General features: G+C 67.8%; 14 protein-coding genes and 1 tRNA gene. 2 read left to right on the forward strand and 13 right to left on the reverse strand.

Annotated elements, in window-relative coordinates:
* The 5 genes from J2Y58_RS13235 to J2Y58_RS13255 are packed head-to-tail and all read right to left on the reverse strand — an operon-like array spanning position 1 to position 4,522.
* Positions 1-966 carry a beta-propeller fold lactonase family protein gene (locus J2Y58_RS13235; protein WP_310103817.1) on the reverse strand — a complete coding sequence of 322 codons (966 nt, stop codon included), beginning with the start codon at positions 964-966 and terminating at the stop codon, positions 1-3.
* Complete coding sequence (locus tag J2Y58_RS13240; RefSeq protein WP_310103819.1) at positions 963-1,679, reverse strand: SDR family oxidoreductase; 717 nt, start codon at positions 1,677-1,679, stop codon at positions 963-965. Before J2Y58_RS13240 ends, J2Y58_RS13235 begins: the two co-directional genes overlap by 4 nt.
* A 1-nt stretch (position 1,680) precedes the next feature.
* Entirely contained in the window at positions 1,681-3,924 is a 2,244-nt protein-coding gene (locus J2Y58_RS13245) for a hypothetical protein (RefSeq protein WP_310103821.1), read from the reverse strand.
* A gap of 5 nt (positions 3,925-3,929) precedes the next feature.
* Positions 3,930-4,190 carry a hypothetical protein gene (locus J2Y58_RS13250; RefSeq protein ID WP_310103823.1) on the reverse strand — a complete coding sequence of 87 codons (261 nt, stop codon included), beginning with the start codon at positions 4,188-4,190 and terminating at the stop codon, positions 3,930-3,932.
* Positions 4,187-4,522 carry an SDR family NAD(P)-dependent oxidoreductase gene (locus J2Y58_RS13255; protein ID WP_310103826.1) on the reverse strand — a complete coding sequence of 112 codons (336 nt, stop codon included), beginning with the start codon at positions 4,520-4,522 and terminating at the stop codon, positions 4,187-4,189. Before J2Y58_RS13255 ends, J2Y58_RS13250 begins: the two co-directional genes overlap by 4 nt.
* Positions 4,523-4,844: 322 nt before the next feature.
* Between J2Y58_RS13255 and J2Y58_RS13260 the strand changes: the two genes are divergently transcribed.
* Positions 4,845-5,591 carry an SDR family NAD(P)-dependent oxidoreductase gene (locus tag J2Y58_RS13260; RefSeq protein WP_310103830.1) on the forward strand — a complete coding sequence of 249 codons (747 nt, stop codon included), beginning with the start codon at positions 4,845-4,847 and terminating at the stop codon, positions 5,589-5,591.
* A 53-nt stretch (positions 5,592-5,644) separates the two neighbouring features.
* Here J2Y58_RS13260 and J2Y58_RS13265 read toward each other — a convergent pair.
* The 8 genes from J2Y58_RS13265 to J2Y58_RS13300 all read right to left on the reverse strand — a co-directional run bounded on the left by J2Y58_RS13265 (position 5,645) and on the right by J2Y58_RS13300 (position 10,541).
* A tRNA-Phe gene (locus J2Y58_RS13265) sits at positions 5,645-5,720 on the reverse strand.
* Between the two features lie 29 nt (positions 5,721-5,749).
* The gene (locus J2Y58_RS13270; RefSeq protein ID WP_310103832.1) at positions 5,750-5,926 is read right to left on the reverse strand and encodes a DNA gyrase inhibitor YacG; all 177 of its coding nucleotides are present in this window, start codon (positions 5,924-5,926) and stop codon (positions 5,750-5,752) included.
* Positions 5,923-6,849, reverse strand: coding sequence for a ribonuclease E/G (locus J2Y58_RS13275; protein ID WP_310103834.1), 927 nt, complete (start codon positions 6,847-6,849; stop codon positions 5,923-5,925). The genes J2Y58_RS13270 and J2Y58_RS13275 overlap by 4 nt, the downstream gene beginning before the upstream one ends.
* Complete coding sequence (locus tag J2Y58_RS13280) at positions 6,842-7,414, reverse strand: nucleoside triphosphate pyrophosphatase (protein ID WP_310103836.1); 573 nt, start codon at positions 7,412-7,414, stop codon at positions 6,842-6,844. The genes J2Y58_RS13275 and J2Y58_RS13280 overlap by 8 nt, the downstream gene beginning before the upstream one ends.
* A 35-nt stretch (positions 7,415-7,449) precedes the next feature.
* On the reverse strand, positions 7,450-7,695 hold the full coding sequence (gene infA / locus J2Y58_RS13285; protein WP_022685627.1) for a translation initiation factor IF-1: 246 nt from the start codon (positions 7,693-7,695) through the stop codon (positions 7,450-7,452).
* Between the two features lie 133 nt (positions 7,696-7,828).
* Complete coding sequence (locus J2Y58_RS13290) at positions 7,829-8,893, reverse strand: acyltransferase (RefSeq protein ID WP_310103842.1); 1,065 nt, start codon at positions 8,891-8,893, stop codon at positions 7,829-7,831.
* Positions 8,894-9,121: 228 nt separating this feature from the next.
* The gene (locus tag J2Y58_RS13295) at positions 9,122-9,496 is read right to left on the reverse strand and encodes a response regulator (protein WP_310103843.1); all 375 of its coding nucleotides are present in this window, start codon (positions 9,494-9,496) and stop codon (positions 9,122-9,124) included.
* Positions 9,497-9,533: 37 nt separating this feature from the next.
* Positions 9,534-10,541, reverse strand: a complete 1,008-nt coding sequence (locus J2Y58_RS13300) for an SDR family oxidoreductase (protein WP_310103845.1) — start codon at positions 10,539-10,541, stop codon at positions 9,534-9,536.
* 198 nt (positions 10,542-10,739) lie between these two features.
* On the opposite strand from J2Y58_RS13300, the gene J2Y58_RS13305 reads away from it, so the two are divergent.
* Complete coding sequence (locus J2Y58_RS13305; protein WP_310103848.1) at positions 10,740-12,587, forward strand: PDZ domain-containing protein; 1,848 nt, start codon at positions 10,740-10,742, stop codon at positions 12,585-12,587.
* Positions 12,588-12,660: the final 73 nt, after the last annotated feature.

The raw sequence follows: 12,660 nt of genomic DNA on the forward strand, positions 1-12,660 counted from the left end.
TCACGCTCCGTAGTGATCGATCATCAGGAAGGCCGCGCCTGGCACGTCGAGCTGTTGACGCACGTAGCCGTCCGCTGCGGCGAGCACCGTCACGCCGCCACCTTCCTCGTGCGCGACGAGCAGTTCGTCGCCGACCGGCAGCAGGAAGCGCGGCGATCGACCGTCGCTGGCGACGTGGCGCACCAGGCGCGGCTGCCCGGCATCGTCGAGCGCGAAGGTCGCGATGCTGTCGTGCCCGCGGTTGCTGACGTGCAGCCCGGTCGCGGCATCAAGCACGATCTCGCCGCCGAGGCTTTCGACGCGTACACCCTCCGGCAGCGTCGAGACGATCGTCGTCGCGCGCCACGGCCGGTCGCGGGTGTCGAGCACCGTCAGCGTCGAGGCGAGTTCGCTGACGAGATAGGCGAGTGGCGCGGAGGGATGGCGCACGAGATGGCGCGGCCCCGATCCCGGCGGGGCGGCATAGAGCGCGCGGTCGTCGGCCATGATCCGGTCGGCGCCGAGATCGATGTGGATTACGCTACCGCCGGGCGCGAAGCCGACCCAATGCGCGTGCGGCCCTTCCTGCCGGTCCGCATCGGGGCCGCGTCCTGCCCCGGTCCACGTCTCCGCGCCCTGTGGCAGACCATCCTCACCCAGCGAAAGCAGCGTCACGCTGCCGCTGCCGTAATTCGCGACCGCCAGGCGGCGGTGGTCAGGCGCGAGCGCGAGGTGACAGGGAGCGCTGCCGCCGGACGGGACCGCCGCGACCCTCGTCCATTCCTCGCCGTGGTAGACTACCATTTCGTTGGCGATTTCGTCGACGGCATAGCGCAGCCCGTGGCGGTCCGATGCCACGATCCACGATGCGTTACGGACGTGCGGCAGTGGCGGACGCGGTGTCCAGCGCCCGTCCGCAGCGCGCTCGATCGGCAGCAGTCCGGGTCCGCCGCTCGCCGCATAGGTGCCGACCAGCACCCGCGTCATGGCAGCTCCTGAAGCCGAGGCTCGATCCGCAACGAGACGATGTCGACGCGCGCCGGGCGGTCCAGGAGGAACGCGATCGCTTCGGCGACGTCCTCCGCCCGCAGCATCTGATCGCGCGCGATTTGCTCTTCCTGTTCCGTCGGGTCCGCGGCCTGCATGTCGCTGCCGGTCGTGCCCGGCTCGACCACCCCGACGCGGATGCCGCGCGATGCGACCTCCTTGCGCAGCGTCTCCACGAACGCGCGGATGCCGGCTTTCGTGGCGGAGTAGACGCTCTCGCCCGGCGCGTGAATCGACGCGCTGATCGAGCCAACCATCACGATCTGCCCGCCATCCCGCAGCCGCGCCAGGGCGCCGCGCGCCGCCGCCATCGCGCCCATGAGGTTGACGGAAACGACGTAGCGCCAGTCGGCGTCGGCCATCTCGTCGATCGGCTCCGCACCGAGCGCGGCGTTCGACACCAAAGCATCGAGGCCGCCGAGCTGCGCGTCGGCCGTCGCGAACAGCGTCTCGATGCCCTCGGGCGTGCCGAGATCGGCGCTGACGCCGTGCACCTCGCCGGGGAGGTCGGCGAAGCCGTCGAGCGCTTCCTTGAGCGCGTCCGGGTCGCGCCCGACGGTGACGATCCGCGCGCCCCGGCCGGCGAGCAGAGCGATGGTTGCTCGTCCGATGCCGGTGGTACCGCCCGTGACGATGATCCTTTTGCCCTTCATTCTATTCGCTCCATTGCAGGATCAGGCGGCCGCTGGCGGGCACGCGAAAGTCGATGCGGTCGTTGTCGGCATGATGCGGGCGGAGCCGGTCGCCGTGCGCGCTGGTCAGCGTCGCCTCCGGCAGTCGCTTGCGCTTGAGCCGCACCAGGGAAAGATCCGCGTGGCACGTTTCGCCGCCATCGAGCACCAGCGTCAGCGCGCGGTCGCCGGTGCGCTCGATCGTGCGGACGAACAGGTTGCAGAACAGTCGGAACGGCGCGTCCTCGATATGGTGGAAGGCGCGCGAGGCGAAGATCATCGCGGCACCGCAGCCGTAGATTTCCTGCCCGACCTGGCCGGCCTGCTGCCCGTCCCCGTACAGATCCTCCAACGGGAAGGAGAGCTTGGGGTTGATGACGCCGCTTTGGTGCGGTGGTCCTGCGATCGCCTCGGGGGGCAAGGCGTCGGGGTAGTAGAACCACGCGCGATCGAGCGCATATTTGCAATATTCACCGATCAGCATCCGCGCGGCGGGTTCAAGGTCGGGGCCGCTGTCGGCCAGATAGGCTTCGAACGCGGTGAAGCTGTCGAAACATTCGTAGATCGCCATGTACGGCGAGTCATGCAGACAGGTCGCGCCGAGGAAGTTGCGATAATGCTTCGCATGCCCGATCTCCGACTCCCACAACTCGCAATTGTGAAAGAAGCTGGCGAGATAGACGTAGCTTTGCGCGCGGTAGCGTTGCTCGTTCGTGATCCGCCACAATCGCAGGCACGCCGCCGCACCCCATGCGGTGAGATTGGCCTGATATTCCAGGTTGAAGCGCATCCCGACCGCAGCGTCGATCGCGGCACGTGCCTCGTCGAGGTACATCTGGTCGTTGGTCAGTTGATAGCAGAACAGCATCAGTTGCGCGTAGATACCGCCGACATCGGTCTGCCCGAACCGATCGTCGTTACGCGCACGCGTCTTCACCGAGAAGTCGCGGATGTCGTACATGATCGGCCACGCGTAGCGGAAGTGCCGCGCGGCCCGGATGCCATAGTCGATCGACTTCATCAGCAGGTCGCGGCAGGTCTCGTCGCCGTCCAGCGCCATCCGCGCCATGTTGAGCATCGGATGGTAAAGGTACCAGCTGTCGACCGCGTCCGCGTCCTTGTCGTCGCCGACGTTCGGCAGATAGCGCCGCACCACCTTCAACTCTTCATCATAAAACCGCGGCAATCCGCGGCGTAATTCGTCCTCGAGCGGGAAGGGCTCGCCACGCCAGCGCCCGTAATCATGGAGTGCGGCAAGCACCGACATCTGCACCATGACGTCTGGATATTCGCCGTCGGGATAAGGCATCACATAGGTGTGACCGTAATGGCGGACGGTGGCTTGCGGCGCGTGTTCGAGATCGGCGATCGTCCGATCGGCGCGATCGATCCAGTCGCGATAGTCGACATGGGGGAGCGGCAATGCCTTGTACGCAAGCCCGAGCATTTGGAGGAACTGCCGGGCCATCTCCAGCTCGTCGTCTCCGGCACCATCCCGAAAGACGATGATCGGGTTGCTAAGCATGACCGTCTGGCCGGGCGGCAACGGATGGGTGGGAGGCGTGCCGCTTTGCGGCGGCGTGGGGGGCGAATAGCCCAGTTCCGGCCACTCGCCTCCGACCGCTCCGTCCGGGACTGTATGCGTGGCGAGATAATAGTCGTTCAGCCGCGTCAGGTTCTGGAGATACAGCGTGCTGTCGAATCCCGGGTCGTCGCAGCGGAAATAGATTAGCCCGCCGTTCACCCCGCGCTGTGCCGCCTCGACCGTTCCGGTCGCACCCGTCGGATCGTCGCCGGCGTCGAGTACATAAAGGTCGCGCGGATGAAACGGGATCAGCAGCGGCGCCCGCGGCGTCAGCCACACCGCAAGCTGCATCCGGTGGAGGTCCGCCTCGCTGGTGCGTAGCGCGACTACGTGGCGGCCGATCGTCCCCTCCGCTTCCAGCCGCAGCGCCTCGCCGGGCTCGGCCGCGACCTTGCGGACGGTCATGTCCCCGTCCGGCACGAAGGCCGCACGTATGGCGAGCCCGCCCTTGCCGGGGCGTCGCACCAGCGCCCAGATCGAGTCTCGCCCGCGACAGACCTCGACGGTCAAATCGCCGAGCTGCAGAAGCTCGATCCGCTCCATGCCGCCGTTTCGCAACTCGCCGCGCAACGCCAGAACATAGGCGCTGACACCCGGAATGCTCTCCGCCAATTCCACGGTCTGTGTCGTCCGGTTCGTCACTTCGCTTACTCCTCCGCCGCCGCTAGCCTGCGCAGCAGCATCGTCGCCACCACGCCGGTGTCGAGCATCATCGCCGCGGTTTGCGTCGGGCGTTCGCTCGCTTTCACGTACAGGCTGCCATGCCGCAGCAGATGCGGTTCATGCGTGCCGCGCTCCTCCCCGCGATAACCGGGCGCGAGCAACGCGCGCTGGCGATCGCCACTCGCCCCGCGGTGCGCGCAGCACCACAGGGCCGTCTGGACGACCGCTTCGGGCGCGTAGATCATGCTGCGATGCACCCCTGCATCGGCATAGGGTTGCCGCCATGTTGGTTGTACGGCGTGTCGATCCGACCGGGGTGGATCAGCGATAGCGAGATCGGCCAGCCTTCCTGCGCCACCTCGGCTTCGTTGCCGACGTCGCACACGACGTAAGCCGCTCGGCCACCATTGGCCTCGATCTCGCTGACCAGCGTGCGCAAGGCGCTTGCGTTACGGGCCGCTGCAATAATCGTGGTTCCAGCCTTGCCCGCCATCTTCGCGGTGACAAGTCCTATGCCGGTGCTGGCGGCTGCGATGACGATGACGTGGGGATCAAGCGGTTGCAGCGCTGAATTCATCGTCGCAATCCTTATTTGTATCACTAATCTAGTATTTAATGGTATTCTTCTTACAAGCCGCTCAACGAAACAATGCTTTAAGTGTTCATTGCCGGGCGGGTGATTTCTTCGGCCGCGTGCCGCTTCAGCCTTTGTGCGAACAAGCCGCTCATGCGGCATCTCGGCCGCGCCAACCCCTCGATGCTCCCGATGCGTTCCGCACCGCGAGCCGCGACGATCAGCCGGCTGGTTCGAGGACATGGTTCGCGACAGCCGGCTTGCGAACGATTAGGCGGCTTGCTGAGGCAATCGCCTACAACCGGGCTATAAGAGGACATCGGCCATGAAGACCGCGATCGTTACCGGCGCCACCGCGGGGATCGGTGCTGCGACCACCGAGGCACTGGTCGGGGCGGGGTGGCAGGTCATTGCAACCGGCCGCCGCGCGGATCGGCTCGCGGCGCTGACCGAGCGCTTCGGCGACCGCGTGCATGCCGCGGTGTTCGACGTGCGTGACGAGGCGGCGCGGGAGGCCGCGCTCGAGGCCGTGCCGGCGGCGTTCCGCGACATCGACCTGCTGGTGAACAATGCCGGGCTCGCGCTCGGCACCGCCCCGGCGCAGAAGGCGGATCTGGCGCAATGGCGCACGATGATCGACACCAACGTCACGGCTCTGGTCTCGATCACGCACCGGTTGCTGCCGGGGCTTATCGCGCGCAAGGGCGCGATCGTGAACATCGCGTCGGTCGCCGGGACCTACCCCTATTCGGGCGGAAACGTCTATGGCGGGACCAAGGCGTTCGTGCAGCAGTTCACGCTGAATCTGCGATCGGACCTGCACGGTACCGGAGTCCGGGTAAGCGCGATCGATCCGGGAATGGTCGAGACCGAATTCACGCTGGTGCGCACCGGCGGAGACGCGAACGCGTCCGATACGCTCTATGCCGGGGCCGCGCCCATGACGGCGGACGATATCGCGGCGACGGTGTTGTGGATCGCGACGCAGCCGCCGCATCTGAACATCAACCGTGTCGAGTTGATGCCGGTGAGCCAATCGCTGGCGGGATTTCAGGTGGCACGCGAGGCGTGAGCGCCCGCTGTCGGCGAGGACCGCTCCGATTGGCGGCGATTAGCGGAGGGAAATGGTGCCCAAGGGCGGGATCGAACCACCGACACTACGATTTTCAGTCGTATGCTCTACCAACTGAGCTACTTGGGCACACCGTTTTTCAGCGGTGAGGCGCGTCCCTAGTCGCTGTCGCGATGGGTGTCCAGCGATTCCGTGTCGATTGTTTCACCCGGCAGCCGATATCCCTCGCCCAGCCATTGCAGCAGGTCGCGATCCTTGCAGCCGCGGCTGCAGAAAGGGGCGTGGTCGGGCACCGATGGCTTGGCACAGATCGGGCAATGGGCGGCGGTCGTCATCGATCGAATATAGGGGTGCGGCCGGTGCGCCGCACCAGTGCATCGCGCCAGTCGGCCTGGCTCTCGATCCGCTCGCGAACCGGCGCGGGCAGTCGGAAGCGGTTGAGCGCGCCCGGGGGAGTGCGTTCGATTATTCGTAGCGCGGCGCGCGCCGCGGCGCCGACCGGATCGTCGCGCAATCGTTCCGGCAGCGAAGCGCGCGGACGCGGGCGGACGATCTGAAGAAAGCCGAAGCCGTTGACCGCGGTGCGCTCGAACGGTGCCGGTAGCGCGGCGTCGAGCGCGGCGGCCACGTCCTGGCGCAGTGCCTTGCCGGTGACGCTCGGGAAATCGATGCCGATCGATCCGCCGATCGCGTGGCGGCGGATCGCCTGCGCCACCGCGGTTGCCGCCCGCAGCGCCAGTTGGTCGGTGGAGCCTTCGCCATCGACGTCGAACAGCGTCATGGCCGGGGTCGGCGACATCCGCAGCACACCGCCGGCGAAGGCGATCTCACCGGTCGTCGCTTCCTCCAGCACCTCGGACCAGCCGGCGGCCTCCAGCGCGTCCGGCTCGTGCGTGCGCAGCGTGCGGACGGGGAAGGGAGAGGCTGTGATGCGCGCGAGAAGGTCGGGGCCGTGCGCGGGCGGCGCGGTGGTGACGCGCGCGCGCGGGCGCTTGGCGCGCCCCGGCTCGGGGATCGCCTCGCGCGTGATCTCGACGGTCAGCGCGGCGCCCAGCGTGACGCCGGACGGTGCGCGGTCGAGCAGAACCTCGCCACCGACGTCTAACGCCGCGACCAGTCGCTCGGTCAGCCGCGCGCGCGCGACGGTGCCGACGCGCAGCGTGTCCGGAAGCTCGATTCGGGCGGCGAGGATCCGGTCATCGGCGACCAGCGCGGCGCGCGCCTCGCCGATGCCGTCCTCGTACAGCCATTCAGCCAAGCGCGATGCCGCTGGCGGCAAGCAAGGCACGGGTTTCGAACAGCGGCAGACCGACGACGCCGGAATGGCTGCCGTGCAGGAAGCGGACGAACGACTCGGCGCGGCCCTGGATCGCATAGCCGCCGGCCTTGCCCAGCCCCTCGCCGCACGCGACGTACGCGTCGATCTCGGCCGGGGTCAGCGGCTTGAAGGCGACGATCGTGTCCGCAAGGCGGGTGCGGAGCGTTCCGTCTGGCGCAATCGTGCAAACCGCCGACAGCGCGTGATGACGACGCCCCGATAGCAGCCCGAGCAACTCGCGCTGGATCTCCGGCGTCTCGGCCGGCGGCAGGATGCGGCGGCCAAGTGCGATCGTGGTGTCGCCGGCCAGCACCGCCTCATCCGGCTCGCGCGGCACGGCACGCGCCTTCTCCTCGGCGAGCCGCAACGCATAGGCGCGCGGCGTTTCGCGCGGGTGCGGCGTTTCGTCGATGTCGGGCGCGGCGATGCGGTCAGCCACGACGCCGATCCGCGCAAGCAGATCGCGGCGCCGCGGCGAGGAAGAAGCGAGGACGAGGCGGGTCATGCAGCACGCCCCCAAGCAGGGGGCGCTCGACGCGACTAGGACGGGCCGGGGCCGCCACGACCGGGCATGAAGCGGTAGGTGATCCGCCCCTTGGTCAGGTCGTACGGAGTCAGCTCCACCAACACCTCGTCACCGACCAGCACGCGAATACGGTTCTTGCGCATCTTGCCGGCGGTATGGCCGAGGATTTCGTGATCGTTCTCGAGCCGGACGCGGAACATCGCATTGGGCAGCAGTTCCACCACCTGCCCGCGCATCTCGAGGAGTTCTTCTTTCGCCAAACGGTGTCTCTTTCGCGTTACGTGCGCGCGGCCTTAGCCGAGAAGACGAAAAAAGGAAAGGCGCGCGGGAGCGGGCGCCATGGCGGCGCCGCGTCGTGCGGGAGATAGGCGCGGCACGCGCGGCGCGCAAGGCTCAGCGCGGCGCGGCGGCCAGCGCCGGGGCAATGATCGCGCGGAGCTCGCTGTCGCGGCCGCGCCGCCAACGCGCCAGCGGCTGCTCGACCAGCAGATACATCGCGCCGGCATAGGAGAAGCTGAGCGCGAACGTGATCGTGTGAAGCGCGAGGGGATGTTCGACGCCCAACCCCTGTTCGACGATCAGCGCCATCGGCATGTGGATGAGGTACAGCGTGTACGACAGCAACGCGACGATGCGTAGCGGCAGCCACGACAGCGCGCGCGCGGCCCGCCCGCGATCCTGCAACGCCGCGCTGAAGACGACGAACAGCGCCGCGCCCTGCAGCGAGTAGCGGATCGTCTCGCGGAACAGGTCGCCGCGGATCTGAAGGCACGCGAGCAGCACGCCGAGTGCCGCGACGACGTGCACGGCCCGCGGCTGCCACGGCGCACGGTCAAGCGCCGGGTTGTTCCACAAGGCCAGGCAGCAGCCGAACAGGATCGAATCAAGCCGGGTGTGCGACCAATAATAGTTGTTCGAAAAGTCGCTCAGCACCGCAACGTTGACGATCCGCAGCGCCAATACGACGCCGCAGCCCAACAGGCACCACAACGCGGCGCGCCGCGCGGGCATCCGTACGAAAACGGCGGCGAAGACGGTCGAGAACAGCAGGTAGAAATGCTCCTCGACGTCCAGCGACCAGAAAGGGATCGGCAGGCCGTGTTCGACGCCGAGCGCCGAGGCGTAATTGGTGAGGAACAGCCCATCGAGCAGCAACGAAGGCGCAGTAATCACGACCGGCAACAATCCGGCGGCGATGGCGAGCAGCAGCAGCGCCATGGTGATGTACAGCGGTGGAAAGATGCGCACCGCGCGGCGCCAGTAGAAATCGCGCAGATCGATCCGTCCGTGCGCCGCTGCCTCGATCCGCAGCAACGACGTGATGAGATAGCCGCTGAGGAAGAAGAAGATCGTCACGCCGAACCCGCCCGGGATCAGGTGCGTCACATGCGTATGTGACGCCATGACGATCAGGATCGCCAGCGCGCGCAGCCCGTCGAGCATCGGGAGGTGCGGCATGCGTGTCGTCCGGCAATCCATCCCGCGCGATCGTCCCCTTCGGTCCCCACCCGCGCGTCTCGGCACGCCGACAGGGGGGCGCGGCTCTCACGCTCCCATGTCGACATGGCGCTCCGAGTCGGCGGGTTTCTCCCTACCGCGTTCGCGCGCCAAGCGACATGGAGAGAGTCGCGTTTCGCCGACGTTGATAGCGATCAAGCGTAAACGTGTCGTTCCCGCCGATCAGGGTTATTGCTGGTCGAGCAGGGTGGTGAGTTCGCGTGACAGGCTGTCGAAGCGATAGGGTTTGGGCAGGAAGCGCCCGTCGTCGGGGATCGCATCGGTGGAGGGATGCGTATCGCCGGACGTGAGCAGGATACGGATGTTGGGCCAGCGTTCGTGCACCACCTTGGCCAACGTCAGACCGTCCATCGACCCCGGCATGCGGATATCGGTGAAGAGCACCTGGACGTTGTCGGCGCGCTCCAATATCGCCAGCGCCTCATCGGCGGAGGCCGCCTCCATGACGCGGTAGCCGGCTTCCTCCAGCGCGTCGGCGCCGATCATCCGCACGAAAAGCTCGTCCTCGACGATCAGCACCGTGGTGCCCGGCTCACTCTTCACGGCCGCGATCCTCCCCGGCGGCGAGCTTCGCGCCGCCTCATCTCTTGCCCCCACGCGGCCGCAGCCAGGCCAGCGCGGCGAGCCCCAGCGCGGCGCCGACGGTGGTGGCGGCCGCGACCCGGTGGCGGCCGGCGGTTTCATACACGCTGACGGCGCGGCCGTGCTGGTCGTGCGACCGCTCGCGCCCGCCGTCGAACGGGGCTTCAAGATTGTTCTGCCGGGTCGCAGGCTTTTTGGGATCACGCAGCCACGGCAGCAGCGCTGGGCCGAGCCGGTCGAGGAGCGTCGGGAAATGCTGCGCGGCGAGCACCTGCGCGCGCCCGGTGCCGCCGACCGTGACATCGCGGCGCGGATGTTGGGCGGCGTCCAGGATCGCCTCGGCGACCAGCTCGGGCGCATAGACCGGCGGCGGCAGCAGCGCGGCGCCGTCGAGATGATTCGCGGCATGTTCGGCGATCGGGGTGTCGATCCCGGCGGGCTTGATAAGGGTGACCGAGATCGGCAGCCGATCGCCCACGATCTCGATCCGTAGCGAATCGACATAGCCCTTCACCGCATGCTTCGTGGCGGCGTAGGCGCCCATGCCGGGCGAGGGGATGTCCGAGACGATCGATCCGATGGTGATCAGCGCGCCGCCCTTGCGCTGCAGATGCTCGACCGCAACCAGGCAACCGTGGACCGCCCCCAGATAGTTGGTGCGCAGCAGCCGTTCGTGCTCGTCCATCGGCGTGTCGACCAGCTTGGCGTAGATCGCGACGCCCGCGGCGTTGACCCACGTGTCGATACGCCCGAACCGCTCCACCGTTTTCGTCGCGGCGCGCTGCAGGTCGCGCAGGTCGCCGACATCGGCGGTGGCGAAATCCGCCACGCCGCCGCCTTCGGTGATCTCGCGCACGATCCGCACCAGCGCGTCGGCGTCGCGCGAAACCAGCATCACCTTCGCGCCTCGTGCCGCAGCCATGCGCGCGGTCACCAGCCCGATGCCGGAACTGGCGCCGGTGATGAGGATCGCCTGCTCGGCAAGCGGCTTCAGGACGGGCGTCATCGCGCGCACCAGCTCTTGATCGTCGTCGCACAGGCAGAAGGTTGGTGGCGTAACATATGGATTAGTCCGATGATTTTGTGATTTGTCCTAGAACACGTCATGCACGGATCGGTTCAGCAACGATGTACAAATGGCCGGCGGCGCACGATTGCCGCCGCGCCGGACCGGCTGTTATGCCGGGGCTGAATGGAGGCGATGATGCGAAGGACGTGGAGGCTTATTGCGCGGACGATCGCGGGAGCGGCAGCCGGACTGGTGCCGGTCGCTCCCGGTGCGGCGCAAACCCCGCGGCAGGTCCGCTACGAACTGTCGTTTCCCGATGCAGCGCACCATCAGGCGCGGGTCGTCGCGACATGGCGCGGGGTGCCGGCCGGCCCGCTGCGCGTGCAGATGGCACGCTCGTCGCCCGGCCGCTACGCGCTGCACGAATTCGGCAAGAACGTCTATGCGGTGACCGCCACCGACGGTGCCGGGCGTCCGCTGCCGCTTACGCGCACCGATCCCTATGGCTGGAGCGTCGCCGGACACGACGGGACGGTGGTGCTGCGCTACACGCTGTTCGGCAATCGCGGCGACGGCACCTATGCGCAGGTCGATGCGACGCATGCGCATCTCAATCCGCCCGCGACGCTGATGTGGGCCAGCGGCTTCGACGCCGCGCCCGCCACCGTGCGCATCGTTGCGCCCGACCCAAGCTGGACGATCGCGACGCAATTGCCCGCGATCGCGGGGCAGCCGGGCACCTTTGCGGCACCCGATCTGCAATATTTGATGGACAGCCCGCTGGAGGCGGCGCGTCTCGACGTGCGCGAATGGACGGTGGGCGAGGGCAAGGACCGGCAGACGATCCGGATCGCCGCGCATCATCCGGGCACCGCGGCGACGGTTGATCGGCTGGCGGCGCAGGTGCGGCAATTGCTTCCGCAGCACGCCCGCGTGTTCGGCGAATGGCCGCGGTTCGACCATGGCAGCTACACCTTCCTCGCCGACTACATGCCGCAGATCTCCGGCGACGGCATGGAGCACCGCGATTCGACGGTCGTGACGATGCCGGTGCCGCTCGACGGCACCAACGCCGCGCCGCTCGACACGATCGCGCACGAGTTCTTCCATGCCTGGAACGTCGAGCGGCTGCGGCCGCGCGAGCTGGAACCGTTCGACTTCACGCGCGCCAATGCCACGCCGTCGCTGTGGTTCGCGGAGGGCTTCACCAGCTATTACGGTCCGCTGCTGCTGCGCCGCGCCGGGCTGACCGATGACGACACCTGGGCGGAGTCGGTAGCGGGTGCGCTGAACCTGGTGCTGCTCTCACCCGCGCGCCGCTCTGGCGGACCGCAGGAGATGAGCCTGCGCGCGCCGTTCGCGGACGCCGCGACGTCGGTCGATCCCGTCGGACCCGATATCTACCTTTCCTATTACCCTTATGGCGAGATCGTCGCCCTGGCGCTGGACCTTTCGATCCGGCAGCGCTTTCCCGGGCGCTCGCTGGACGATTACATGCGGCATCTGTGGCGGACGCACGGGCGCGCCGAACGTCCCTACACCCCCGACGATTTGCGCCGCGCGCTCGCCGAGACGACCGGAGACGCGGCCTTCACGGATGCCTTTTTCACGGCCTCGGTGGTGGGAAGCGGCTTGCCCGATTTCGCACCGCTGCTGGCACAGGCGGGGTTCGTGCTGCGTCCCGCGGCGCCGACGCATGGCTGGGTCGGTGCGGGCAAGGCGCGCACGACCTCAGGCGGCGTCGTGCTCGCCGCGGCGCCGACGGCGGGATCGCCGCTCGATGCCGCCGGGCTGGACGCGGGCGATCGGATCATCGCGGTCGACGGCATGCCGATCGCGGCCCCCGCCGATTGGGACGGCGCGCTCGCCCGCCTGACGCCGGGCGCCACGGTGACGCTGCGTTGGTCGCGCTTCGGCACGGAGCAGCAGCGCGTCGTCCGTGCCGTTGCCGATCCGCGGCTGGAGATCGTGCGCATCGAGGCCACGGGTGAACGACCGACCCGGCGGCAGCTGGCATTTCGAAACAATTGGTTTAAGGGATGATTAACCACCACGATCTAGGTAAGCCGGGTATGTGTCACTGATTGACACAGGGTTCGGCGAGGCAGAAGATCGC

It is taken from the genome of Sphingomonas sp. BE138, assembly GCF_031456125.1.
Lineage (GTDB): Bacteria > Pseudomonadota > Alphaproteobacteria > Sphingomonadales > Sphingomonadaceae > Sphingomonas.

Coding starts and splice junctions, on each gene's coding strand:
- J2Y58_RS13235 (WP_310103817.1), bottom strand. CDS start 966: ATGACGCGGGTGCTGGTCGGCACCTATGCGGCGAGCGGCGGACCCGGA.
- J2Y58_RS13240 (WP_310103819.1), bottom strand. CDS start 1,679: ATGAAGGGCAAAAGGATCATCGTCACGGGCGGTACCACCGGCATCGGA.
- J2Y58_RS13250 (WP_310103823.1), bottom strand. CDS start 4,190: ATGATCTACGCGCCCGAAGCGGTCGTCCAGACGGCCCTGTGGTGCTGC.
- J2Y58_RS13255 (WP_310103826.1), bottom strand. CDS start 4,522: ATGAATTCAGCGCTGCAACCGCTTGATCCCCACGTCATCGTCATCGCA.
- J2Y58_RS13260 (WP_310103830.1), top strand. CDS start 4,845: ATGAAGACCGCGATCGTTACCGGCGCCACCGCGGGGATCGGTGCTGCG.
- J2Y58_RS13270 (WP_310103832.1), bottom strand. CDS start 5,926: ATGACGACCGCCGCCCATTGCCCGATCTGTGCCAAGCCATCGGTGCCC.
- J2Y58_RS13280 (WP_310103836.1), bottom strand. CDS start 7,414: ATGACCCGCCTCGTCCTCGCTTCTTCCTCGCCGCGGCGCCGCGATCTG.
- J2Y58_RS13290 (WP_310103842.1), bottom strand. CDS start 8,893: ATGCCGCACCTCCCGATGCTCGACGGGCTGCGCGCGCTGGCGATCCTG.
- J2Y58_RS13300 (WP_310103845.1), bottom strand. CDS start 10,541: ATGACGCCCGTCCTGAAGCCGCTTGCCGAGCAGGCGATCCTCATCACC.
- J2Y58_RS13305 (WP_310103848.1), top strand. CDS start 10,740: ATGCGAAGGACGTGGAGGCTTATTGCGCGGACGATCGCGGGAGCGGCA.